The sequence below is a fragment of the Nonomuraea sp. NPDC051941 genome (genome assembly GCF_044593615.1).
In genome coordinates this window covers 174085-198348 of the sequence record NZ_JBIUCF010000007.1, presented here as the reverse complement: position 1 = coordinate 198348, position 24264 = coordinate 174085, and the positions used below count along the sequence as shown (strand labels likewise).

The following is a 24264-nucleotide window of genomic DNA, read 5'->3' as shown; positions in this document are numbered from 1 at the left end:
CGATCCTTTGCTGCTCAACATATGCGTCCTCCTGCCAACGTGATCTCGGTCCCCCGGAAGCGCCGGATGAGGGCGCGGTCGTGCGACACCACGACGAGCCCGCCGCGGTAGTCGTCGAGTGCCTGCTCGATCTCCTCGGCCAGGACCAGCGAGAGGTGGTTGGTCGGCTCGTCGAGCAGGAGGAGGTCATACTCCTGCGCCAGCAGCCGGGCCAGCGCCAGTCTGCGCTGCTGCCCGACCGACAGCGTGCCCACCTTCTGGTCGAGGGCTTGGGGCTTGAAGAGGCCTGTGCTCAGCAGAGCCGCACGCCGCTCGTCCGCATAGCTGTGGTTGTGGCCGTAAGCGTCCAGGACGGTCAGGTCGGGGTCGAACGTCACCTCCTGCGGCAGGTGGCCGACCCTTACCCGGGCGTGCTCGGCCAGGGTCTGGAGCAGCGTCGACTTGCCCGCGCCGTTGGCCCCGCGGACCAGCAGCCGGTCACCGGCTTCGATGGTCAGGGAGGGGACGTGCAACCGATCGCCGACCCGGACATCGCGCAGCTCCACAAGCACGCGAGCTTGGACCCGGTCGTGCCCGACCGCATGCTCGTCTCCGGCATGCTGGTGTCGGAAGCCGAGCTCACGTCCTGCATCAGGGGCGCATCGCACGCCGGCCACGCGTCCCGTAGCGGGCTCATGGATTGGGGTGGGCTCGTGGGTCTTATCAGGGGTGCGTTGTGTGCCGGGCTGGCGTTTCGGGGTGGGCTCCGGTGCTGCGTCGCAGGCGTGTCGTGGGCCGGGCTGGCGTTTCGGGGTGGGCTCCGGTGCTTCGTTGGGGGCGGGGCCTAGAGCGGGGGTGCTGGGACTCGTTTCGTCGGTTTTCAGGGGGTCGGGGAAGGCCGGGGTGGGGGTGAAGGTGCCGTGGAAGCGGAGGGGGGCGGGTGGCCGAGGGACGGGGTCGGCCTCCAGCCGGCGAAGGCGCTCGTGTGCGTTGCGGACCCGGCTGGCCACCGAGCTCTGCACCCGCCCGGCGTTGCGGTCGTAGGCCATCTTGTTGTTGTCACGCATCTGCCGCCCCGTGGCCACCCGGTGGGCGGTCGTGGCCGCGTAGTCGCGCACCTGCCGCACCTCCTCGCACCACGCCGCGTACGACTGCTCCCAACGGGCCCTGGCGGCGGCCTTGGCGGCCAGGAAGCCGGTGTAGCCGCCGCCGAAGCGGGTGATCGCCCCGTGCTCGACCTCGAGCACGGCCGTGGCCACCCGGTCGAGGAAGACGCGGTCGTGGGAGACCACGACGACCGTGCCCCGGTGCTCGCGCAGCCGGGCTTCGAGCCAGGTCAGGGCCGACTCGTCGAGGTGGTTGGTCGGCTCGTCGAGCAGCAGGACCCTGGGGGCGGCGGCCAGGACGCAGGCCAGGCCGAGGCGGGCGCGCTCCCCGCCCGACAGGCTGGACAGCGGCCGGTCGCGGCCCACGTGGAACAGCCCCAGCCCGTGGAACGCCTTGTCGACCCGCGCGTCGGCCTCGTAGCCGCCGCGCAGCTCGTACGCCGTCAGCAACTCCCCGTACTCCGCCATGACGTCATCGGTGAGCGCCGACTCCAGCTCGCGGATCCGGCGCTCCATGGCGCGCAGGCCGGCCAGCGCGGCGTCGACGGCCTGCTGGACCGTGTGGCCGGGCGGCAGGTCGAGCGTCTGCCGGAGGTAGCCGGTGTCGTCGGCCAGCGTCACCTCGCCGTCGTCGGGCCGCTCGACCCCGGCCAGTAGCCGCAGCAGCGTGGACTTGCCCGAGCCGTTCTCGCCGACGATGCCCACGCGCTCGCCGGGCTTCACGGACATGGACGCCTCAGCGAGGACGGCCCGCTCGCCGTATGACTTGGAAACCCCTCGAAGACTGATCAGGATGGAACTCCAATCGCAACCGTTGTAGCGTTAGTGTGCCATGCGGGAGACGCTAATGCAACTGGAGTAGTTTTTGGAGTCGAACAAGCGGCCGGGCGGGCGAAGTGCCCGGGTTCGGGACGCCGTACGGGAGGCCACCCTTGCCGAGCTGGCCGAGCACGGATACCGGGGCCTGACGGTGGAGAACGTGGCCGAGCGGTCAGGAGTGCACAAGACGACCGTCTATCGGCGCTGGGGCAGCGTCGCGGGGCTGATCTCCGACGCCCTGGAGCTGGCCAGGGACGAGCCGTGGCCCATTCCCGACACGGGCTCGATCGAGGGCGATCTGAGGGGCATCGTCCAGCTGGTGCGCAGCGGCTTCGACGACCCGGAGCTGGGGCCGGTGTCGTCGGCGTTCGTGGCGGCGGCCGTACAGGATCCCGACGCGGCGCGGGCGCTGCACGAGTTCTTCATGGCCCGGCACGAGCAGTCGGCCGAGGTGGTGCGGCGGGCGGTCGCACGCGGTGAGCTGCCTGACGTCGTGGATGTCAGGGAAGTGATCAGGGTGGCCGTCGCGCCTATTTACTACCGGTTGTTCGTGGCGCATGAGCCGGTCACCGAGCGGGACGCCGATCGTGCCGCCGACGCGGCGCTCGCCGCCGCCCGCGCCGGTGTTCTGTGAACTGCCACCCGCGACGGGGCTCTATGAACCGCCGCCCGTGCTGCCGCCCGCGCCGGTGTGCGGCACTCGCCGCCGGCCATGCCGGTGCTCTGTGAGCCGATCCCGCGCCTGCAAGAGCAGCCCGCGCCGGTGCCCCGGGAGGGTCAGGGGGTCTTCTGGCCGCGTAGTTCGAAGTCGTCGAACGTCGTCTTCAGCAGCGACGTCTCGTCCTTGGGCGTACGCGCGAACAACCCCACATACCCGTTCCCGAGCCCGTTCGGATCCTCCACCTGGTGCACCCGCCGATCGTTCACCCACATCGTCAGCCGCACCGCCGACCCGGTCTGCTCGCACGCCGCCACCACCCGGGCCTTGCCGGGCAGGCCGTCCACCTGCACCGGCTGGGCCAGCGTCCCGCCCGATCCGTCCACGATCCGCCGGATCCTGGCCTTCCCGGTCGTGTCGAGCGCGAACTCGTAGTACGTGTCGTCATCGTCCATGTTGTGGCAGTACACGCCGTACTCGCCGCTCCCGACCGACTTCTTGACCTCGGCGGTGACGGCGACGACGACGGACGAGGGCAACATCGGCGTGGGCGTGGCCGACGGGTCGGGCGTGTTGGTCGGCGTGGCGATGAGGAAGGGTATGGGCGCCTTCGCCCACCGCTCCTCGGACCCCTTCTCCACGTCCAGCCCGTACGTCCCGTCCGTCCGGTAGCCGTAGCTGGCCGTCTCGTCCGGGTCGTAGACGCCGTTCCAGCCGCCAGAGGTCTGCGTGAAGTCCTCACGGTAGAGAACGCTCATGTCGGGCGGCCCGCTGGGGCTGAACACCGCCCACGCGGCCACCGAGCCCGCCACCAGCACCGCCGCGGCCGCCGCCGCGACGCCCGCGATCAGCTTGGCGCGGTTGCCCTTGGACTTCTGCTGGACGGACGTGTACGGCGCCGTGGCCTGCTGCCAGGCCACCTGTACGGTGTGCGCCGCCTGTTCGGGCCCGGCCGACCGCCCGACGAGCTGGTCGAGCAACTGCTGCGCGGTGGGCCGCGCGGCCGGGTCCTTCCGCAGCGCGGCCCCGACCAGCTCGCGCAGGCTGGGCTCGACCTCGCTGAGATCCGGCTCGGTGTTGAGCACCTGGTAGACGATCGAGGGCAGCGTGTCGCCACCGAAGGGCGCCCTGCCGCTGGCGGCGAACGCGACCAGGCATCCCCACGAGAAGACGTCGCAGTCCGGGGACACGGGTTCGCCCCGCAGCACCTCGGGAGCCATGTAGCGGGGCGTGCCCACCAGCTCGCCGGTGCCCGTGACGCCTCCGAGCGTGTCGAGCGCCCGCGCGATGCCGAAGTCGATCACGCGCGGACCGACGGGCGACAGCAGCACGTTCGACGGCTTGAGGTCCCTGTGCACCACACCGGCGCCGTGGATGGCGGTCAGCGCGGTGGCCACGCCGACGGCCAGCGCGTCGAGGCTGGAGCCGCGCAGGGGGCCCGACTGGCGTACGGCGGCCTCGAGGTTCGGGCCGGGCACGTATTCGGTGACGACATAGAGCTGGTCGCCGTCGAGCGCGGCCTCGATCACCGCGGCCGTGCAGAACCTGCGCACCCTCTGGGCGGCGTCCGCCTCCCTGCGGAACCGCATGCGGAACTGCTCGTGCTGGGTCAGCTCCGGGTTGATCACTTTGACGGCGACCCGCTGCCCAGCCGGATCCTCGGCGAGATGGACCGTGCCCATGCCGCCCCGGCCCAGCACGCTAAGCAACCTGTAGCGCCCGATGTGGGAGGTTTCACCGCTCACGGCGCGCTAGCTTACCGACACGCCGCACACCGCGCAGGGCCGAGCACGCCACGTATTCGCCACCTGGGGCAAAGCCGGACCCGGGTGGCATTCCCCCGCACGTACGGAGTTGACTAGGCGTCATGCATGCCATCATCGTCTCCGCCCCTGGCGGTCCTGAGGTTCTCGAATACGTCGAGCGGCCCGATCCCGTCCCCGGTGAGGGGGAGATCGTGGTCGACGTCGCGGCCAGCGGGGTCAACTTCATCGACATCTACCACCGCTCCGGCGCGTACCCGCTCGACCTGCCCACTCCCATCGGCTCCGAGGGCGCGGGCACGGTCTCGGCCGTCGGGCCTGGGGTACAAGGGGTGGCCGTGGGCGACACCGTGGCCTGGGCCAACGTCCTGGGCAGCTACGCCGAGAAGGCGGTGGTCCCGGCGAACCGGGCCGTGCCGGTGCCCGACGGCGTCCCGGCCGACGTGGCCGCGGCGGCGATGCTGCAGGGGATGACCGCCCACTACCTCACCCACTCCACCCACGAGGTGCGCGAAGGCGACGAGGTGCTCGTCCACGCCGGAGCCGGCGGCATGGGGCAGCTGCTCATCCAGCTGGCCAAGCTCAAGGGCGCCAAGGTCCACACCACCGTCTCCACCAGCGAGAAGGAGAAGCTGGCCAGAGAGGCCGGCGCCGACGAGGTGCTGCGGTACGACGACTTCGCCGAGGCGCTGCGGGACAGGATCGACGTGGTGTACGACGGCGTCGGCAAGGCCACGTTCGAGGGCGGGCTCGAGGCGCTGCGGCCGCGCGGCCTCATGGCCCTGTACGGCGCCGCCAGCGGCCCGGTGCCACCGATCGACCCCCAGATCCTCAACCGCAAGGGCTCGCTCTTCCTGACCAGGCCCACGCTCGTCCACTACATAGCCGAGCGCGAGGAGCTGCTGCGGCGCGCCTCCGACCTGTTCGGCTGGATCAAGTCGGGGCAGCTCGCCATCAACATCTCCCACCGCTACCCGCTGGCCGAGGCGCACCAGGCGCACGAGGACCTGGCGGCCCGCCGGACGACAGGAAAACTGCTCCTCATACCCTGACGCCATGGACATCGCAGGATCAATCTGGTCGTTCGCCGCCGTAGTGGCACTGCTCACGCTCACCCCCGGCCTCGACACGGCCCTGATCCTGCGTACGTCCTTGCTGGCGAGCAGGCGGGCGGCCTGGGGCGTGACGCTCGGCATCCAGCTCGGCACGCTCACATGGGGCGTGCTCACCGCGGCCGGGCTGTCGGCGCTGCTGGCCGCCTCGCGGCTCGGCTACGAGATCCTGCGCTGGGCCGGCGTGGCGTACCTGGTGTGGATGGGCCTGCGCATGCTCCTGGCCAAGGCCGCGCCCCACGACGAGCCGGAGCAGGCGGTGCGGTTCGGGGGCGGGTTCCGGCGCGGGCTGGTCACGAACCTGCTCAACCCCAAGGTCGGGGCGTTCTACGTGGCCATGCTGCCGCATTTCATCCCGGACGGGGCGCCGCACGCGGTCATGGGGTTGGTGCTGGCCGGCGTGCACGTGGCCGAGGGGCTGCTGTGGAGCGCGGCGCTGATCGGGTTCGCTTCGCTGGTGGGCGGCTTCCTGCGGACGCCCGCCGTACGCCGCTTCCTCGACCGCCTGACCGGCGTGGTCATCGTCGGCTTCGGCATCCGCCTCGCCGTCACCGACTGAGGCCGAAGCCGGGGCTCGTGGGCCAGCCCAGCAGACGGGCCCCGAGCACGGCGGTCTCCAGGGTGAAGCGCTGCGTCGGGTCGTCCGGCGAGAAGCCGGTCAGACGGCGGATGCGCTCCAGCCGGTACGTGACCGCCCGCGGGCTGAGCCCCAGCCGCCGGGCCGCGGCCGTCTGGTTGCCGTGCGAGGCGAAGACGGCCTCCAGCGTCTCCAGCAGCGGCTCGTGCCCGCCCCGCGCCCCCAGCAGCGGGCTCAGCACGCTGGTCACGAGGTCCTCGATCGCGCCCCTGTCGCGCAGCAGCACGGGGAAGACGAGCAGGTCGGCCGCCTTGACCACGTCGGCCCTGAGCCCCAGCCCGTCGGCCAGCTCCAGGGCCTGCGCCGCCTCCCGGTAGGAGGCCACCACGCCGCCGGGGCCGCGCTGCGGCCGTCCCACCGCGACCCGCCACCCGACCGGGAAGCGGGCGCGTACGTGATGGGTGAACTCTCCCACCGCGGCCGGCAGCGTCGCCGGGGCCACGCACACCAGCAGCCCGTCGCGCACGGCCACGAGCACGTTGTGCGAGCCGAACCGGGCGATCAGGTCCCGTTCGATGCGGTCCTGGTCGCCGTCGCGCATGCCGCGGGCCACGGCCACCACGTACGACCCCGCCAGCCGCAGCCCGAAGTGCTCGGCCCGCTCCGCCAGCCGCTCGGCCCGCCCTTGGAGCAGGTCGTCCACGAACTCCCGCCAGGCCTGCTCCTCCTCGCGGATGGCGGCGAGCTGCGCCCTCTCGTACCCCTCCATCAGCGCGGAGACCGCCTTGCGCAGCGCGGGCAGCGCTTCCGGCAGCCCTTCGCCGGCGGCGAGCGCGCCGTCCACCAGCACCCGCAGCGGCACCCCCAGCGTGGCGGCGCGCTTGCCCGCCGCGCGGTAGGCGTCGAGCGCCTCGCGGGAGGGTAAGCGGCCGGTCGCGGCGTGCTCGGCCAGCACCCGCCGATGCCCGCCGAGCAGATCGGCGAGCAGGTCGGCGGGCAACTCGGAGATCGCCATCACACTCCTACGTCACGCCTGTCGAAGGAGAGCACCGCGGTGAGCGCGAGCACGGCCGTCGCCCCCGCCAGGACAAGGTAGTCCCCGACCGGCAGCCCCTCATAGAGCGGCCGGCCCTCGGCGTAGTAGTGGAACGGCGAGACCCACTTCAGCCAGGAGATGGCGTCGATGTTCCGGCCGATCGTGACCACGACGTAGCCGGCCACCACCCACACCCCGACCACGGCGGAGGCGATCGACCTGCGCCCGGCGGCCGCGCCGACCGCCAGCCCCATCGTCCCGAACAGCAGCCCGACCAGGAGCACCCCGAGGTGCGCGGCCAGGATCCGGTCGAACGGCACCCCCATCTCCACGACCTCGCTCATCGCCCACATGGCGAGCAGCGTCACGACGGCCAGCACGAGCATCGCGACCGCCAGCGCGGCGAACCTGTCCAGCACCAGCCGCCGCCGATCCACCGGCAGCGTGACGACCAGCTCCAGCGTGCCCGACTCCTCCGGCTGCGCGATCGCCCGGTTGGCCAGGAGCATCGCGAACACGATGAACAGCATGGGGACGAAGAGCTGGTAGACGACCGTCTGCAGGTAGCCGGCGCCGGAGGCGAAGTCCCCGAGCCCGCCCATCAGATCCTTGAGCGGCCCGGGGAACTTGGCCATGGCCATGGAGTCGTAGGTCTCGGGGTTCAGCTTGACGTTGGCGTACGCGCCCAGATAGACGCCCATGAAAGCGCTGATGCCCAGGCACCACCAGATGAGCGACCGCCGGTTGTCGCGCAAACTCTTAGCGATCATGGTGCCGCTCCTCGTCGCTGTAGTAGGTCAGGAAGATCTCCTCCAGGTCCGGTTCCGCGCTCACCATGTGCACCACGGTGAAGGCGGCCGCCGCCTTGATCAGCGCGTCCGGCCGGCCGTCGATCGTGCAGCGCACGCCGGCACCCTCCACGCGCAGGTCGCGCACGCCGGGCAGGTTCTCGAACGCCGCTCGCGGCACGGGCGCGTCGAAGTGCAGCTCGACCCGGCGCACCGCCTTCTCGCGCAGCGCCGCCACGTCCTCCACGGCCACCAGGCGCCCGTCCCGTACGATTCCGACCCGGTCCGAGACGTTCTCGACCTCGGCGAGCACGTGCGAGGACATCAGCACGGTTCGCCCGGACTGGCGCACCTCCCTGACCATGGCCAGGAACTCGTGCTGCACCAGCGGATCCAGCCCGCCCGTCGGCTCGTCCAGGATGAGGAACTCCGGCTCGTGCATGAACGCCTGGATCAGCCCGACCTTCTGCTTGTTGCCCTTGGAGAGCTTGCGCATCTGCACCGACAGGTCGGCCTCGAGGCGCTCGGCCAGGGCGTCGATGCGCGTGTCCGGCACGCCGCCGCGCATCCTGCCGAGGAAGCGCAGGTAGTCCCTGGCCCGTTCGCGGCCCTCCAGCGCCAGCTCGCCCGGCAGGTAGCCGATCCTGGAGCGGGTCGCGGCCTCGCGCGGGTCGGCGCCGAGGACGCGTACCGTGCCCCGGGTGGGCCTGATCACGTCGAGCAGCAACCGGAGCGTGGTCGTCTTGCCTGCGCCGTTCGGCCCGAGATACCCGAAGATCTCCCCCGGCTGGATCTCCAGCGTGAGATCTTCCAGGCCGCGGCGCCTGCCGTAATACTTGGTCAGCCCTTCGGCCTGCACCACTGCTGTCATGGCCGAATCGTCCCGCCGCGCGGGACCTCCGTCACCGGACGGGTCCGGCAGCGTGCGGATGGCTTTGCTTCCGGGACGCGGCAACGAGAAGGTGGGTGACGTGGAAACGGCGTTCGTGCTCGGTGGCGGGGGCGTGCTCGGCGCGCACGAGGTGGGCATGCTGCAGGCGCTCGACGAGGCGGGCATCAGCCCCGACCTCGTCGTGGGCACGTCCGTGGGCGCCCTGAACGGGGTGGTCATCGCCGCCGCCCCGTCCGAGGCGGTGGAGCGGCTGACCACTCTGTGGCGCTCCGACGTCGTACGTACGGCCTTCGCCGGCTCGTGGGTGGCCCGGTTGTCCACGCTGGCCAGGACCGGCACCCATCTGCACCCGATCGGGCCGTTGCGCGAGGTTCTGAGCGGGACCGTGGGGGTTTCGCGGATCGAGGAGCTGGAGGTCCCCTTCCAGTGCGTGGCGGCCTCGGTCGAGCGGGCGGCGGCGCACTGGTTCACCGGCGGGCCGCTGGTCGATGCCGTGCTGGCGTCGTGCGCGGTGCCCGGGCTGCTGCCGCCCGTCGTGATCGGCGGCGAGCACTTCTACGACGGGGGGCTGGTGCACAGCATCCCCGTGGGGCGGGCCGTGCAGCTCGGCGCCAAGCGCGTCTACGTCCTGCACGTCGGGCGGATCGAACGGCCGCTGGCGCCGCCCAGGAGGTTCTGGGAGGTGGGCATGGTGGCGTTCGAGATCGCGCGCAGGCACCGGTTCGCCGAGGACATGGCCAGCCTGCCGCCCGGCGTGGAGGTGCACGTGCTGCCCGCCGGGATGACCGAGGCGCTCTCCCCGCTGCGCTACCGCGACATCTCGCAGATCTCCGCCTGCATCGAGCGGGCATACAGCGCTTCTTCCCGCTATTTGCGTAACAGAGGAGGATGAGGGTTAGACCGTTTCAGGGAGGCGCCGTTGCTTCCACCGCGTATTCTCCGCCGGCTGGTGCTGGCTCCGCTGGTCATCGTGGTGACCGTGTTCATGGTGGTGACGCTGCCGTTCTGGCTCCTGGTCACGGCCGCGGCCTCGCTGCGCCTGCCGCCGCCGCGGCGCAGAGGGGCGAGGTTCGTCTGGTTCGCCACGGTGTGGCTGACGCTGGAGTCGGGCGTGCTGATCACGTGCCTGTGGCTGTGGGTGGCGGGCGGGGCCCGGCGTCAGGAGCGGCACTACGCCCTGATCAGGTGGTTCCTGGCCAAGGTGCACGCGGCCGCCGTACGGATCTTCCGGCTGACGCTGGAGATCCAGGAGCCCGACCTGACGATCGAGGAGCAGTCCGCCAGGCTGACGCGACCGGTCATCGTGCTGTCCCGGCACGCGGGCCCGGGCGACTCCTTTTTGCTGATTTATTACCTTTTGGCGATCTATCACCGGCGGCCGCGCATCGTCATGAAGGCCGCACTCCAATACGACCCCTCGCTGGACGTCGTGATCAACCGGCTGCCGAACGCGTTCGTGCCCCGCAAGTCCGGACAGAAGCGGATCATCGAGGAGATCCACCGCCTCGCCGCCACGATGGGCGACCAGGACGCTCTCGTGATCTTCCCCGAGGGCGGGAACTTCACCCCGCGCCGCCGCCGGCTCGCCATCCGGCGGCTGGAGGAGAAGGGGCTGACCGAGGAGGCGGAGCGGGCGCGCGGCATGGACCACCTGCTCCCGCCCCGCCCGAACGGCGCCATCACGGCCATCGAGGCGTGCCCGTCGGCGGACGTCATCTTCGTCGCGCACACCGGGCTCGACGACCTCATCACGCTGGGGGACGTCTGGCGCAAGCTGCCCTTCAACGCTCAGATCACCGCGAAGTGGTGGCGGGTGCCCGCGGCCGAGATCCCGGCGGAGCGGGAGGACCGGGTCCGGTGGCTGTACGACCATTGGGAGCAGATCGACGCCTGGATCGCCGCCCAGCGCGTGGCCCGGACAAGATGAGCGCCCGCTAGCCGAGCGGCGGCGCGCCCGGGGGCAGGACCGGGACGTCCGGCGGGCCGTGCTCGATGAGGCGGAGCAGCGCGTCCGTGTCGAGGTGCCGTTCCACCAGGTCGCCGAGCGCGTCGAGCCGCTCCTCCCGGAGCGCGGCGAAGTCCGTGCCGGGAGCCGGCGCGAAGTCGCGTCCCGCCCGCGCGGCCACGTCGGCCAGGAAGGCCCGGCGGAAGCCGTCGTTCTCCAGGGCGCCGTGCCAGGTGGTGCCCCAGACGTTGCCGGCCCGGCAGCCGTCGAGGAACGGCTCGCCTCCGTCGACCGAAGCCAGCCCGTGGTGGATCTCGTACGCGCGGACCGGCTGCCCGTACGCCGTGCCCTCCGGCCGCCCGAGCCGCTTCTCCTTCGCGAACTCGACGCGTACCGGCAGCCGTCCGAGCCCTTCGACCTTACCCGCCCCCGACTCCACCTCGTCCACGATCTCCCGCCCGAGCATCTGGAACCCGCCGCAGATCCCCAGCACGGGCCCCGCGCGGTCGACGATCGCCGCCGCCAGCCCGCGCTCCCGCAGCCACGCCAGGTCGCTCACCGTGGCTCTGGAGCCCGGCAGCACCACCAGGTCGGCGTCGTCCAGCTCGACCGGATCAGTCACGAAACGCACCACGACCCCCGGCTCGGCGGCCAGGGCGTCCAGGTCGGTGAAGTTCGAGATCCTCGGCAGCCGCACGACGGCCACCCGGAGGGTCTGCCTGCCGTACGGGGCGCCTACCGCGACCTTCCGGCTGTCCAGGGCCAACGAGTCCTCGACGTCCAGCCAGAGCCCGTCGAGCCAGGGCAGGACGCCGTACACCTCGCGCCCGGTCAGCCGCCTGAGCATGTCGAGGCCGGGCTCCAGGAGCTCCCGCGCGCCGCGGAACTTGTTCACGACAAATCCGGAAATATGCGATTGGTCGTCGGCGTCTAAGAGGCCCACCGTGCCGTAGAACGCGGCGAACACCCCTCCCCTGTCGATGTCGCCGACCACGATCACGGGCAGGTTCGCGGCCCTGGCCAGACCCATGTTGGCGATGTCGCCGCGGCGCAGGTTGATCTCGGCGGGGCTGCCCGCGCCCTCGCACACGACCACGTCGTACTGACCTCTGAGCCTTTCGAGCGCCTCCAGCGCGGTGGCGCGCAGGAGGTCCTTGAGCGCGCCGTACTCCATCGCGTCCACGTCCGCCACCGGGTTGCCCATGAGGACGACCTGGCTGCGGCGGTCGCTGCCCGGTTTGAGGAGGATGGGGTTCATGTCCACCGTCGGCTCCAGGTAGGCGGCCTGCGCCTGCGTCGCCTGGGCCCGGCCGATCTCGGCGCCTTGAGCGGTGACGTACGAGTTGAGCGACATGTTCTGCGCCTTGAAGGGCGCGACGCGCACGCCCCTGCGGGCCAGCCACCGGCAGATCCCCGCCGTCAGCACGCTCTTGCCCGCGTCGGACGTGGTCCCCGCGACCAGCAACCCCCCTCTGACCATGCGATCACCGTACAGGCCCGCGCTAGGCTGCCCGTATGCCACCGGCCGACCTGCCCATTTGCCGCACCTGCGGCGTCCAGTACGCCGAGCCGCGCCCCGACTGCCCGATCTGCGAGGACGAGCGCCAGTACGTCGGCTGGGACGGCCAGCGGTGGACCACGCTGGCGGGCCTGGCGGCCGAGGGCCATCGCGGCCGGGTGGAGGAGGAGGGCCCGCGCGTGGTGGGCATCGGCACCGCCCCGCCCACGGCGATCGGGCAGCGCGCGCTCCTGCTGCGCACGCCGGAGGGCAACGTGCTCTGGGACATGGTCTCCTACCTCGACGACGACCTGATCGCCGAGGTCGAGGAGCTGGGCGGGGTGTCGGCCATCGCCATCAGCCACCCCCACTTCTACGGCTCCATGATCGAATGGTCCCGGGCCTTCGACGCCCCGGTGTACATCCACGCCGCCGACAGGCGGTGGGTGGCCAGACCGGACGACTCGGTCATCTTCTGGGAAGGCGACACCCACCGGCTGTCGGAGGACCTCACCCTGATCAACGCGGGCGTGCACTTCGAGGGCGGCCAGGTGCTGCACTGGTCGTCCGAGCGTGCCCTGTTCTCGGGTGACATCCTCCAGGTCGTCCAGGACCGGCGCTGGGTGAGCTTCATGTACAGCTACCCCAACTACATCCCGGAACGTCCGCACGTCGTGCGCCGTGCCCTGGACCTGCTGGAGCCGTACGCGTTCGAGAGGGTTTACGGGGGTTGGTGGAAGCGCGTCGTGCACGGGGACGGCGCGGAGGCCGTCCGCCGCTCAGCCGACCGCTACCTCTCCTTCGTCGAGGACAGGTAGCCGGCCGTTCAGCCCTCGCGCCTCTGGTCCCTGGTCTCCTCGTCCCGAACGGGCGGCTGCTTCTGACCACCGCCGCCGTAGCGCTCCTGCACCGCGTCCGCGCCCTTCGAGATCTGGTCGTCGTACTTGTGGCCGGTCCGCTCCTTCGCGTAGCGCTCGGCCCGGTCCAGCAACTGGTCGGCCTGCTTGGAATGCCCTCTGGCCAGGTTCTCCGCCTTCTTCAGCCATTCCCCGATGCGGCTCATACACGTTCCCCATTTCTTCGGACTACGGGCGCCCCCTACCCCCGCATCCTGCACATTCACGCCCGCCACCAGGCGGCGAGCAGCGGAACCACCGCCCACCCGGCGAGCACCGTGAAAGCCGCCCAGGTCGGCATGATGGCCGGCAGCTGCTCGATCAGCTGGAGCGCCGGGTAACCGGGCAGGAACCGGTTGACCCACTCCCCGTCCTCGTCCTGGTGGCCCGGGGCCTGTCCAACGCGGAGATCACGCAGAGCCTGTACGTCAGCCTCAGCACGGTCAAGACGCACGTCAGCAGCCTGCTGACCAAGCTCGGTGCGCGTAGCCGCGTCCACCTGGTCATCGCCGCCTACGAGGCCCGGCTGGTCTGAGACGTGGACTCCCGGCGGTCTCGTATGGCCTAGACTCCGGCAGATGTTCAGGGCCCCCGCCCGGCTGGCCTGGCTGGACGCCCTGCGGGGGCCGGCCGCGCTGGCCGTCACCATGCACCACGCCGGCTGGACCTTCGTCCCGGACCTCTGGGTGGAGGTGGACCGGAGGATCGACCTCGGCAGCTGGGGCGTGTTCGTGTTCTTCCTGGTCAGCGGGTACATCATCCCCGCCTCCCTGGAACGGCGCGGCGACGTGCGGGCCTTCTGGACCGGGCGGGCCTTCCGCCTCCTCCCCCTGCTGGTCAGCGCCTGCGGCCTGGTGCTGCTCCTGGCCCTGGCAGGCGTGCTCCCCCTCGAACCTCAGCTCGCCGAGCGTCCTCTCCCCGTGGTCGCGCTCGGCAATCTGACCATGTTGCAGGAGCTGCTCAACCTGCCGGCCGTCATCACCGTGACGTGGACGCTCTCGTACGAGATGACCTTCTACCTGATCAGCGTCGCGCTGTTCCAGGTGCGGCAGGCCGGCAGGTCGGCGGAGATCGCCGTCGTCCTGGCGCTGGTGGCCGTGGGCCTGGGCCTGCTGGTGCCGCAGACGATGATCGGCGGCCGGGACGACGTGGCCGCCGTGCTGCTCCCCGTCGCGGTCGTGGCGGCCATCGCGGTGACCGCCCTCGGGCACGGCAGGGTACGTACGGCCGCCGCGGTCGCGGGCGGTCTCCTCGGGCTCGGGCTGGTGATCCTGGGCAGCCGGGCCGGCACCTGGCAGGGTGTGATCATTTTGGCGACGATGTTCGCGGGGACGGCGGTGTACCGGGCCGAGCAGGGAGCCGTCCGCTGGCGTACGGCGGCCGTCGCGGTGGCGGTGGTGCTGGGCTGCGGGCTCTTCGCCAAGGACGAGCCCAGCTGGGCGCCCGCGATCGCGCTCGCGTACGGCGCCTTCGGACTGGCGTTCGCGCTGCGCCGGCGGGCGTTCCCGCGCTGGCTGGCGCGGCTCGGCGTGATCAGCTTCTCCGTCTACCTGCTGCACCCGATCCTGCTGCACGTGATCCCGAACCCGGTGCTGTACTTCCTGGCCCTGATCCCGCTCAGCGCCATGACCTACCGGCTGATCGAGGCCCCGGCCCAGCGCCTCGGCAAACGCCTGGTCGCCGGCGGCGCGGAGCCTCGATGAGGCGGCTCACGGCTTGCGGCCGACTCCTCCGTACAGCCATCGCGTGGCGGCGGGAGCCGGGTCGGCCGGGTCTGGGTGCCAGGCGTCGATGGTGACCAGACCGGGATCCACCAGGTCGAACCCATCGAAGAAGCTCGCCACGTCGGCGTGCTCGCGGAAGTAGATCGGCGTCGGCGTGGCCGCGTACACCGTCTCGATCTGGGCTACCGCGTCCGCCGGGTGGCCGTCGACGGTGACGTGGGTGGCCGTCAGGTGGCTGCCGGACACCAGGGCGTGGCGCAGCTGGCCCATGACCGAGGCGCGCTCCTCCAGGGTGAGGAAGTGCACCATGGCGATCATCAGGACGCCGACCGGCTCGTTGAAGTCGATGAGCTTGACGGTCTCCGGGTGCCCGAGCACGTCGGCCGGGCGGCGCATGTCGGCGGCGGCCACGGTGGTGTTGTGGTCGGTCGCCAGGAGCGCGCGGCCGTGTTGCAGCACGACTGGGTCGTTGTCGACGTACACCACCCGGGCGTCCGGGATGATCTGCTGGGCGATCTCGTGGGTGTTGCCCACGGTGGGCAGGCCGGAGCCGATGTCGATGAACTGCCGGATCCCCTGCCGGGCCATGTGCCGCACAGCGCGGCGCAGGAACGCCCGGTTTTCCTGGGCCAGCTGACGGATCTCGGGCATCGCCTTCTCGACCCGCCGTACGGCGTCGCGGTCGACCTCGAAGTTGTCCTTGCCTCCGAGGTAGTAGTCGTACATACGGGCGACGCTTGGCCTGGTGACGTCGATCCCCATAGCTCCGCCACCGCCTTGCTCCGGCATGTCACGGCCTCCATTCGTGATCATTCCGTACACAAGCTATCGCAATCCGCGAAGGAGACTGTCAGGTTTTGGTGTCAAACGTGGCGTTCTGCTCCCATCGTCGAGCCGGCCGGGGTCGCCTACAGGAGGTCGTTGATCAGGTCCCGGAAGTCCTTGCGGTAGTCGAAGTTCTGCATGTCCTGCAGCCACACCGTGCGGATGAAGGGGATCTTGAGGTCCTTCCTGATCCTGCGCAGCCAGATCTCCCAGTCGTCGTCCTTGATGACGCCCAGCCGGTAGCCGGTGTGGGCGGCCTCGTAGCGGTTGAATATTGACCAGGCGAGGGCGATGTTCTGCACGGAAATTTCCGGATTTCGCCGGACGCTGTCCCCGATGAAATCGATGTCCGCGAATATCTCGCGAACGCGGTCATTATCGATGATCATGGTGTTGATCTCGTTGAGATAATCGATGAGTCGCTGATGGGTGCCGTACTCGAGATTGGCCGCCACCAGCCTGGTCTGCCTCGTCAGCGCCCTCGTCTGGAGCCCGACGAAGACCAGTGTGCCGAGGTTCATCGCCGCGGTCAGCAAGGCCACGTCCTGCGCGTTCATGAGACGAGTATCCAGAAGACCACCATTCCACAATACGCGGACCAGATATTCATCGCATCGCGCAAAGTTATTCAGCCGGAATTGCTCCTATTGCGACCGAATGGCGTGATGGTGGATATCCGCGCGGCGAGTTCGGCCAGGTGGGTGAGCCACGAATCGGCGGCGGGGTCGGGCACGGCGACGATGACGTGGTCGATGCCCAGGGCGGCGAGTTCGGCGCAGCGCCGGACGCTCTGCTCGACGCTCTCGCCCTCGGGGATGCGCATGTGGAGGGTCTTCTCGATGTCCTCGTAGGGCCGGCCCAGGCGTTCGCAGTGGGCGCGCAGGACGCCGAGCTTGTGCCGGACGTCGGCGCCGTACAGGAAATTGCAGGCGTCGGCGTACTGGGCGACGAGGCGGAGGGTCTTCTTCTCCCCGCTGCCGCCGATGAGGATGGGCGGGTCGGCCTGCGGCGCGTTGAGCGTACGTTCCAGGCTGTAGTGCCGGCCCCGGTACGGCCCGTCCTGGTCGCTCCACATCTGCCTGGCGATCTGGAGGGTCTCCTCGAGCCGCTCGAACCGTTCGGCCAGCGGCGGGAAGGGCAGCCCGAGACCCCGGGCCTCGGGCTCGTACCAGCCGGCGCCGATGCCGAGGACGGCACGACCGCCGGAGAGCGCGTCCAGGGTGCTGACCTGCTTGATCAGCAGGCCGGGCGCGCGGTAGACGGCGCCGGTCACGAGCGCGCCCAGGCTCACCCGGCTGGTGAGGGCGGCGGCATACGACAGCGCGCCGTACGCCTCCAGCATCGGGTCCTCCGCGGAGCCGAAGTTGGGGATCTGGAAGAAGTGGTCCATCACCCAGAGGCTGCGCAGCCCCGCCTGGTCGGCGCCGCGGGCGACGGCGGCGAACTTGTCGGCGATCGCGGCGTCGCCACCGGACCAGAGGAAACGCGGGCAGGTCAGACCGAGGTCCATAGGGGCACTCCTTGATGGGGTGAAGGGGGAGACGCCCGCCGCGGGTCACGTGGTGAAGGCGGGCATGAAAAAACCCTCCCGCCCGGGCTGCGCCCGGGGCCGAGAGGGCTCCGATAAGAGCATTATCTCACGGATGCGGCACACGTCCGGCTTCCGACCCATGTGACCTGCGGAGATTTCCAGATAACGGAATCACCTCATTCCTACTTATCCTCCGCATAACCTCCTAGCCTGTTCCTCGCACTCAAAGGGGATCTTGTTCGACACCGGCAGCCGGCTGAGCACTCGATGCTGTCCCGCTCCCCTTACGCAGCCCCGTCCGGACGAGACGGGCCCGTTCCCCCGGAGGATCAGTGAGACTACGGTCTCTGCTGGCGAGCGTCTCCATGCTCGCCACCACGATGACGGGCGCCCTGGCCGCCGCGTCGCCCGCGCAGGCGGCCGCGGACGACCCCGCCGTCGCGAAGAGCCTCACCGTCGAGGTGAAGAGCGGCCACCAGGTCCGCGCGATCATCGAGATCAAGGGCGGCGAGAGCCTGGCGGCCGTGGCCGACAAGACGGAGGAGGCCTCGAAAGAGACCAAGGTCATCGACCGGACGAGCTCCAAGGAGTTCCTGGTCGCCTCCCTGGACCAGGCCACGCTCAACGAACTCAAGACCGATGACCGGATCAAGTCCATCTACGAGGACGAGCTGAGCGCGCCCTCGCTCGACGTCAGCACCAAGCTGATCGGCTCCGCCTGGGCCAACAAGACGGGCTGGACCGGCAAGGGCTCCACCGTCGCCATCGTCGACACCGGCATCGACCGCGACCACCCGTTCTTCGCCGGGCGGATCGTGAACGAGGCCTGCTTCTCCACCGTCGACAACGACCCCGCCATCCAGGCCGAGTCGCTGTGCCCGAACGGCCTGCCGGTCCAGACCGGCCCCGGCTCCGCCGACGCCAAGACCCCCAAGTGCCTGGTCCAGGGGGTGAACAAGTGCGCCCACGGCACCCACGTGGCCGGCATCGCGGCGGGCAAGAAGGCCGGGAACGCTCCATCCGACGGCGTCGCCCCCGAAGCGGGCATCCTGCCCGTCCAGGTCTTCACCCGCTTCAACGGCCCCATCTGCCGTGAGCTGGGCACCAGCGCCCCGTGCTTCCTCAGCTACACCTCCGACCAGAAGCTGGCCCTGCAGTACGTGGACAGCGTCCACGCCGCCTACAAGGTCGTGGCGGCCAACCTGAGCCTGGGCGGCGGCCCGAAGCAGACCAAGCCCTGCGACGACGACCCCGACTTCGGCGGCCTGCGGGACGAGATCGTCTGGCTGCAGCAGTTCGGCGTGGCCACGGTCGTCGCCTCCGGCAACAACGGCTTCACCGACGGCGTCTCCAGCCCGGCCTGCATCTCCCGGGCGGTCGCGGTCGGCGCCACCGACGACAACGACGCGGTGGCCTCGTTCGGCAACCGCGGCCCGCTGCTGGACTTCTTCGCGCCCGGCATGGGCATCAACTCCTCGGTGCCCGGCAACGGGTACGGCTCCATGAACGGCACCTCGATGGCGGCCCCGCACGTCGCCGGGGCGCTGGCCGTGATGCGCCAGGCGTACCCGAACCTGTCCATGGACCAGCTCCTCGACAAGCTGAAGGCCACCGGCAAGAACATCACCTACACCAGCGGCGGCACCTCGGTCACCACCAAGCGGATCGACGTCGCCAGGGCGATGCCGTGGACCCCGGACGCCACCCCGACCCCCACGCCGACCCCGACCGCGACTCCCACTGTGACTCCCACCGTGACGCCCACGGGGACTCCCACCGCGACGAAGTCGCCGAGCCCGACCGCGGCGCCGACCCCGTCGAACCGCCCGACCGACCCCGGCACGGACGCCGAGCCGGTGCCGGTGCCCACCCCCGACGACTGCACGCGGGGCAAGGGCACCAAGCCGCTGAGCGCCAAGGCGTGGGCCAAGGAAATGCTGCGCGGGAAGGGCTCGCTGAGCGACCAGACGCTGTCGTGCTACCTCGCGATCGCGCAGAACGGCAGCAAGGTCTTCCCCGAGCTGACCGACGCCACCACGCTGTCCACCGCGTACAAGGCCCTGGCCACCAAGAGCAAGGCCGCCAAGGCGCTGCTGGACCGTGAGCTGCTGGCCGCGTGGCTGAACTACGCGCACGGCGTCTACAACGGCTCGGCCAAGGTGTCCGGGAAGACGACGCTGAAGCAGGCGATCGCCGCCGCGGAGCGGCACCGCACCGGCCGGGCGAGCGCCGCCCAGCTGAAGAAGGCCGCCGTGTTCCTGTACGGACACGTCAACAAGTAACGGCCTGCGAGCAACGGGGCGGCGGGGTCAACCCGCCGCCCCGTTGTCGTTTCACGACGGTGCAAACGGTTGCCTCTATTTGTTTCATGGGTTGACGTAACCCGAAATGCCGACGTAACGTGACCTTCCCCCTACCCCCCAGGACGTCTCGTCGCCGGCTCGCCGGCGCCCTCTCGAAGGGACCGCGCCCAGATGACCCCTCGATCCGCTCGAATGGCCCCGATGTCGTTAAGCCGAAGGAATCTGGTGAAGTTGGCCGGTCTGTCCGGCCTCGGTCTCGGCCTGACGGCGTGCGGCCGGGGCTTCGGCGGAGGCGGCGACGGATCCGGCGGCGGCGGCGTCCAGCTGAACATGGTCTGGTGGGGCGACGCCTCCCGGGCGCAGAAGACGCAGGCCGCGCTGGAGGTGTTCAAGAAGAAGAATCCCGGCGTCACGGTGAAGACCGAGTATCAGGACAGCGGCCCGTACAAGGACAAGCTGGCCACGCGCTTCGCCGCCGGAAACCCGCCGGACCTGATGATGATGCGCATGGACAGCCTGCGCGAGTACGCCGACCGGGGCGCGCTGCTCGACCTCAACCAGCACGCCGGCGCGGTCGACCTGTCCGGGCTGAGCGAGAGCGTACGGGCGCTCGCGGCCGTCGGCGACAAGAACTTCGGCGTCGCCTCCGGCCTGAACAGCATCGGTTTCGTCGTCAACAGGACGCTGACCGAGAAGTACGGCGTGAAGATCCCGGACGGGAACACCTGGAGCTGGCAGGACCTGGCCACCTTCGCCCGCGAGATCAGCAAGGCCAGCGGCAAGAAGGTGTACGGCACCGGCTTCGAGGCGTACACGCTGGCCAACCTCATCGTGTTCACCCGCCAGCGCGGCGAGGACTTCTACTCCGCCGACGGCAAGCTCGGCATCAGCGAGGCCACCCTCGTCGCCTGGTTCGAGATGTTCCAGTCCATGCGGGCCGACGGCGGGTTCCCGCCGGCCGGGTTCTTCGAGAACGTGGGAGGCGGCGCCGAGCAGTCGTACCTGGCCAAGGGCGCGATCGCGTCGCAGATCATCCCCACCAACAACTTCCTGGGCTACAACGCCGCCGCCGGAGGCAACCTCGTCCTGCTCCGCATGCCCGGCGAGACCACCGAGAAGCGGCGCGGCCAGTCGATCGACACCCCGGCCCTGTGGTCGGTCGCCGCGAAGTCCAAGCACCCGGCCGAGGCGCTGAAGCTGCTCAACTTCCTCATCAACGACCCGGACGCCTCCAGAGCGACCGGCACGACCCGCGGCGTGCCCGCCAACACCAAGGTGGCCACCGAGGTCAGGCCGAGCCTGGCGGCGGACGACCAGGTCGCCACCGACTACCTGATCGGGCTGCAGAAGGAGGAGCTGCCGCGCTCCTACACGTACCCGCCGGGGTCGAGCAGCATCGCCTCCAGCCTGCAGTCGATCGCCGCCGAAGTGGAGTTCAAGCGGCAGACGCCGCAGCAGGGCGCCGCGGCGTTCCTCGACGCGGGCAGGAAGGCGCTCGGCGGGTGAGCAGGTCGAAGGCCGCGCCGGTGCTGGACCGGCCCGTCACCGGAGCGGAGGCGTCCGCCGGGCCGCGGCGCGGGCGCCCCGCCAAGCCGCCCCAGGACCGGGCCGGGTACCTCTTCCTGCTGCCGTGGTTCATCGGGATGCTCTTCACGGTCATCCCGTTCTTCGCCTCGCTGTATCTGGCGTTCACCGACTACAACCTGCTCAACGCGCCGAAGTGGATCGGGCTGGACAACTTCGCGGAGATGCTCCGCGACCCCGTGCTGCACCAGTCGCTGAAGGTCACCTTCGTCTACACGTTCGTGTCGGTGCCGCTGTCGCTGGCGGCGGCGCTGGGCGTGGCCATGCTGCTCAACCGCGGCGTCCGGGGCCTGTCCGTCTACCGGGCGGTCTTCTACCTGCCCTCCCTGCTCGGCGGGAGCGTCGCGATCGTCCTGCTGTGGCGCTACATCTTCGGCCTCGACGGCATCGTGAACGCGTTCCTCGGCTGGTTCGGCATCGACGGGCCGGGCTGGACGACCGACCCCGACTACGCTCTCACCACGCTCATCGTCCTGCACATCTGGACGTTCGGCTCCCCCATGGTGATCTTCCTGGCCGGGCTGCGGCAGATCCCGGGCATGTACTACGAGGCCGCCGCCATCGACGGGGCCTCGCGGTGGCGGCAGTTCCGCTCGATCACGCTGCCGCTGCTGAGCCCGATCATCTTCTTCAACCTGATCCAGTCCCTGATCTCGTCGTTCCAGACCTTCACCCAGGGATTCGTCATGAGCGGCGGCACCGGCGGGCCGGCCAACTCCACGCTCTTCTACAACCTGTACCTGTACCAGCAGGGCTTCTCGCAGTTCAACATGGGCTACGCCTCGGCCATGGCCTGGATGCTGCTGGTGATCATCGCCGCGTTCACCGCGGTCAACTTCCTGGCCGCGAAGTATTGGGTCTTCTATGACAACTGAGGAAAGTTTCGTCGAGCGCGTGGGCCGGACCCGCCGTTCCCGGTACGCCAAGCACGTGCTGCTCTGCGTGGTGGGCGCGGTCATGATGTACCCGCTGGCGTGGCTGATCTCCAGCTCGCTCAAACCGGACCGGCTGATCTTCACCGACCTGTCGCTGTGGCCCTCCGAGTGGAACCCGGCCAACTATCTGGACGGGTGGACCGCGCTGGAGCAGCCGTTCAGCGTCTACCTCGCCAACTCGTTCGTGATCGTCGTGCTGAGCATCGTCGGCAACCTGGTGTCCTGCTCGCTGGCGGCGTACGGCTTCGCCCGGCTGAAGTTCACCGGCCGCAAGCTGTTCTTCACGCTGATGCTCGGCACCATGATGCTGCCCGGCCATGTGCTCCTGGTGCCGCAGTACATCGTCTTCGCCAAGCTGGGCTGGCTCAACACCTATTACCCGCTGCTCGTGCCCAACTTCCTGGCCACCAACGCGTTCTACATCTTCCTGATGGTGCAGTTCATGCGCGCGCTGCCCAAGGAGCTCGATGACGCCGCCCGCATCGACGGCTGCGGGCCGTTCCGCACCTTCTGGAAGGTGATCATGCCGCTGTGCATGCCGGCGTTCGCCACCACGGCGATCTTCACGTTCATCTCGGTGTGGAACGAGTTCTTCGGCCCGCTGATCTACCTGACCGACTCCGAGCTGTACACCGTGCCGCTGGCCCTGCGGCAGTTCATCGACTCCGAGGGGCAGTCGCAGTGGGGGCAGATGTTCGCCATGTCGTTCCTGTCGCTCGCGCCCGTGATCGGGTTCTTCATCGCAGGCCAGAAGTACCTGGTCAAGGGCATCGCCACCACCGGCCTGAAATAGGGGCCTGAAATAGGGGATGAAACGCATGGCCCGACCTCGCCGCTACGCCTTCGTCGGCACCGGTTCACGTGCCCGCATGTACCTGGGGGCGCTGCTCGGCCCGTACGCCGACGTCGGTCACCCGGTGGCGTTCTGCGACACCAACGAGGTGCGCATGGCGTACTACGACCGTCTCGTCGGCGAGACCCGGCCCGACCTGCGGATGGCGCACTACGACCCCGGCGACTTCGGCCGCCTGCTCGACCGGGAGCGGCCGGACGTCGTGGTCGTCACCTCGCCCGACGCCACCCACGCGGCCTACATCGGCCAGGCGCTGCGCGAGGGCGTGGACGTGGTGTCGGAGAAGCCGCTGACCGTGGACGTCGCCGGTCTGCGGCAGATCCGCGACGCGCTCGCCGCCGGCGCCGCGGGCCTGATCCTCACCCACAACTACCGGTACTCGCCCCGGAACGCGCTGGTGCGCCGGCTCATCGCCGAGGGCTCCATCGGCGAGATCACCTCCCTGACGTTCGAGTGGTGCCTGGACACCGTGCACGGCGCCGACTACTTCCGCCGCTGGCACCGCGACAAGGCCGTCTCCGGCGGCCTGCTGGTGCACAAGGCGAGCCACCACTTCGACCTGGTCAACTGGTGGCTCGCCGACCTGCCGGAGACCGTGTACGCCCGCGGCGGCCTGCGGTTCTACGGCTCGGACAACGCCCGCAGGCGGGGGCTCGGGCCGCGCCCCGAGCGCAGCAGGGACGCCGCCGGGCCGGGCGACCCCTTCGCGCTCGACATCGCCGCCGACGACCGGCTGCGGCTGCTCTACCAGGACGGCGAGCATCTGGACGGCTACATCCGCGACCGCGACGTGTTCTCCGACGGCATCACGATCGAGGACAACCTCAATGTCGTCGTCGGCTACCGCCGCGGCGCGTCGATGTCGTACACGCTGCACGCGCACTGTCCCTGGGAGGGATATCGCGTGGCGATCAACGGCACCGGCGGGCGCATCGAGCTCGACGTCGTCGAGCGCACCCACGTCGAGCCCGTCGCCACCAGCGCGGCCATCGCCGCCGCCACCGCCGTGGACGCCCGCGTCGCGGACGGCGGCCAGGACGGCGAGCCGGAGCAGCCGCGCCGCCGGGGCGCGCGGCTCCTCCTGCAGCGGCACTGGGAGCCCGCCCGTCAGGTGCCGATCCCCGAGGGCGGCGGCGGGCCCAGTGGCGGGCCCAGTGGCGGGCATGGTGGCGGCGACACGATGCTGCTCGACGAGGTGTTCCGCGGCGCCTCCGGCGACCCGCTGCGCCGGCAGGCCGGGTTCCTCGACGGCGCCGCGAGCGTCCTGACCGGGGTCGCGGGCAACGAGTCGTTACGCACCGGGAAGGCCGTCCGCCTCGACGACCTCGGGCTGCCGCTGACCTCCGCGTCCCGTCCCGCGTGACCCCACCGGGGCACGCCCTGCACACCGTCGATCTCGAAACTGGGGGAACCGGGAAGTGTCGTACGCTCAACCCTGGG

Annotated in this window: 23 protein-coding genes; 13 read left to right on the top strand and 10 right to left on the bottom strand. The window is 70.3% G+C overall.

The genetic code is table 11. The features are described from left to right. Positions 1–14: 14 nt before the first annotated feature. Positions 15–1814, bottom strand: coding sequence for an ATP-binding cassette domain-containing protein (locus tag ACIHFD_RS15170; protein WP_397367382.1), 1800 nt, complete (start codon positions 1812–1814; stop codon positions 15–17). Between the two features lie 136 nt (positions 1815–1950). Between ACIHFD_RS15170 and ACIHFD_RS15165 the strand changes: the two genes are divergently transcribed. Beyond that, positions 1951–2538, top strand: a complete 588-nt coding sequence (locus ACIHFD_RS15165; RefSeq protein ID WP_397367381.1) for a TetR/AcrR family transcriptional regulator — start codon at positions 1951–1953, stop codon at positions 2536–2538. A 143-nt stretch (positions 2539–2681) separates the two neighbouring features. On the opposite strand, the gene ACIHFD_RS15160 is transcribed toward ACIHFD_RS15165, so the two are convergent. Continuing rightward, positions 2682–4307, bottom strand: coding sequence for a serine/threonine-protein kinase (locus tag ACIHFD_RS15160; protein ID WP_397367380.1), 1626 nt, complete (start codon positions 4305–4307; stop codon positions 2682–2684). A 122-nt stretch (positions 4308–4429) separates the two neighbouring features. Here ACIHFD_RS15160 and ACIHFD_RS15155 point away from each other — a divergent pair, with 122 nt between their 5' ends. Both ACIHFD_RS15155 and ACIHFD_RS15150 read left to right on the top strand, forming a co-directional pair. Next, positions 4430–5377 carry a quinone oxidoreductase family protein gene (locus ACIHFD_RS15155; protein ID WP_397367379.1) on the top strand — a complete coding sequence of 316 codons (948 nt, stop codon included), beginning with the start codon at positions 4430–4432 and terminating at the stop codon, positions 5375–5377. 4 nt (positions 5378–5381) lie between these two features. Then, entirely contained in the window at positions 5382–5996 is a 615-nt protein-coding gene (locus tag ACIHFD_RS15150) for a LysE family translocator (RefSeq protein ID WP_355373738.1), read from the top strand. Here ACIHFD_RS15150 and ACIHFD_RS15145 read toward each other — a convergent pair. The 3 genes from ACIHFD_RS15145 to ACIHFD_RS15135 are packed head-to-tail and all read right to left on the bottom strand — an operon-like array spanning position 5986 to position 8709. After that, positions 5986–7029, bottom strand: a complete 1044-nt coding sequence (locus ACIHFD_RS15145; protein WP_397367378.1) for a PucR family transcriptional regulator — start codon at positions 7027–7029, stop codon at positions 5986–5988. The genes ACIHFD_RS15150 and ACIHFD_RS15145 overlap by 11 nt on opposite strands. Continuing rightward, positions 7029–7820, bottom strand: a complete 792-nt coding sequence (locus ACIHFD_RS15140; RefSeq protein ID WP_363980884.1) for an ABC transporter permease subunit — start codon at positions 7818–7820, stop codon at positions 7029–7031. Before ACIHFD_RS15140 ends, ACIHFD_RS15145 begins: the two co-directional genes overlap by 1 nt. Further along, positions 7810–8709: an ABC transporter ATP-binding protein gene (locus ACIHFD_RS15135; protein ID WP_363980887.1), complete on the bottom strand. Its 900-nt coding sequence runs from the start codon at positions 8707–8709 to the stop codon at positions 7810–7812. Before ACIHFD_RS15135 ends, ACIHFD_RS15140 begins: the two co-directional genes overlap by 11 nt. Positions 8710–8809: 100 nt before the next feature. Here ACIHFD_RS15135 and ACIHFD_RS15130 point away from each other — a divergent pair, with 100 nt between their 5' ends. Continuing rightward, entirely contained in the window at positions 8810–9622 is an 813-nt protein-coding gene (locus ACIHFD_RS15130) for a patatin-like phospholipase family protein (RefSeq protein ID WP_350731671.1), read from the top strand. Positions 9623–9649: 27 nt separating this feature from the next. Continuing rightward, a complete protein-coding gene (locus ACIHFD_RS15125; RefSeq protein WP_397367377.1) occupies positions 9650–10657 on the top strand; it encodes a 1-acyl-sn-glycerol-3-phosphate acyltransferase in 1008 nt (335 codons plus the stop codon). A gap of 7 nt (positions 10658–10664) precedes the next feature. Here the strand turns inward: ACIHFD_RS15125 and ACIHFD_RS15120 are convergent, their stop codons facing one another. Then, positions 10665–12155, bottom strand: coding sequence for a cobyric acid synthase (locus tag ACIHFD_RS15120; RefSeq protein ID WP_397367376.1), 1491 nt, complete (start codon positions 12153–12155; stop codon positions 10665–10667). Positions 12156–12190: 35 nt separating this feature from the next. Here ACIHFD_RS15120 and ACIHFD_RS15115 point away from each other — a divergent pair, with 35 nt between their 5' ends. Beyond that, positions 12191–12991 (top strand): MBL fold metallo-hydrolase, encoded by an 801-nt coding sequence (locus ACIHFD_RS15115; RefSeq protein ID WP_350731677.1) that lies wholly within the window; start codon positions 12191–12193, stop codon positions 12989–12991. An 8-nt stretch (positions 12992–12999) separates the two neighbouring features. Here the strand turns inward: ACIHFD_RS15115 and ACIHFD_RS15110 are convergent, their stop codons facing one another. After that, positions 13000–13236, bottom strand: coding sequence for an antitoxin (locus ACIHFD_RS15110; protein ID WP_350731678.1), 237 nt, complete (start codon positions 13234–13236; stop codon positions 13000–13002). A gap of 215 nt (positions 13237–13451) precedes the next feature. Between ACIHFD_RS15110 and ACIHFD_RS15105 the strand changes: the two genes are divergently transcribed. Together ACIHFD_RS15105 and ACIHFD_RS15100 are read left to right on the top strand one after the other, a co-directional pair. After that, complete coding sequence (locus ACIHFD_RS15105) at positions 13452–13604, top strand: response regulator transcription factor (protein ID WP_397367375.1); 153 nt, start codon at positions 13452–13454, stop codon at positions 13602–13604. Positions 13605–13647: 43 nt separating this feature from the next. Continuing rightward, complete coding sequence (locus ACIHFD_RS15100; protein ID WP_397367374.1) at positions 13648–14772, top strand: acyltransferase family protein; 1125 nt, start codon at positions 13648–13650, stop codon at positions 14770–14772. A gap of 6 nt (positions 14773–14778) precedes the next feature. On the opposite strand, the gene ACIHFD_RS15095 is transcribed toward ACIHFD_RS15100, so the two are convergent. The 3 genes from ACIHFD_RS15095 to ACIHFD_RS15085 all read right to left on the bottom strand — a co-directional run bounded on the left by ACIHFD_RS15095 (position 14779) and on the right by ACIHFD_RS15085 (position 17128). Continuing rightward, entirely contained in the window at positions 14779–15582 is an 804-nt protein-coding gene (locus ACIHFD_RS15095) for an SAM-dependent methyltransferase (RefSeq protein WP_397367373.1), read from the bottom strand. A 119-nt stretch (positions 15583–15701) separates the two neighbouring features. Then, complete coding sequence (locus ACIHFD_RS15090; protein WP_397367372.1) at positions 15702–16175, bottom strand: hypothetical protein; 474 nt, start codon at positions 16173–16175, stop codon at positions 15702–15704. A 71-nt stretch (positions 16176–16246) separates the two neighbouring features. Then, a complete protein-coding gene (locus tag ACIHFD_RS15085; RefSeq protein WP_397367371.1) occupies positions 16247–17128 on the bottom strand; it encodes an LLM class F420-dependent oxidoreductase in 882 nt (293 codons plus the stop codon). A 353-nt stretch (positions 17129–17481) separates the two neighbouring features. Between ACIHFD_RS15085 and ACIHFD_RS15080 the strand changes: the two genes are divergently transcribed. The 5 genes from ACIHFD_RS15080 (at position 17482) to ACIHFD_RS15060 (ending at position 24187) form a co-directional block, all read left to right on the top strand. Next, positions 17482–19431: a S8 family peptidase gene (locus tag ACIHFD_RS15080; RefSeq protein WP_397367370.1), complete on the top strand. Its 1950-nt coding sequence runs from the start codon at positions 17482–17484 to the stop codon at positions 19429–19431. 246 nt (positions 19432–19677) lie between these two features. Beyond that, complete coding sequence (locus ACIHFD_RS15075) at positions 19678–20958, top strand: ABC transporter substrate-binding protein (RefSeq protein WP_397367369.1); 1281 nt, start codon at positions 19678–19680, stop codon at positions 20956–20958. After that, positions 20955–21911, top strand: a complete 957-nt coding sequence (locus ACIHFD_RS15070) for a carbohydrate ABC transporter permease (RefSeq protein WP_397367368.1) — start codon at positions 20955–20957, stop codon at positions 21909–21911. Before ACIHFD_RS15075 ends, ACIHFD_RS15070 begins: the two co-directional genes overlap by 4 nt. Beyond that, the gene (locus ACIHFD_RS15065) at positions 21901–22764 is read left to right on the top strand and encodes a carbohydrate ABC transporter permease (protein ID WP_397367367.1); all 864 of its coding nucleotides are present in this window, start codon (positions 21901–21903) and stop codon (positions 22762–22764) included. The genes ACIHFD_RS15070 and ACIHFD_RS15065 overlap by 11 nt, the downstream gene beginning before the upstream one ends. Before the next feature lie 25 nt (positions 22765–22789). Beyond that, positions 22790–24187 carry a Gfo/Idh/MocA family protein gene (locus tag ACIHFD_RS15060; RefSeq protein ID WP_397367366.1) on the top strand — a complete coding sequence of 466 codons (1398 nt, stop codon included), beginning with the start codon at positions 22790–22792 and terminating at the stop codon, positions 24185–24187. Positions 24188–24264: the final 77 nt, after the last annotated feature.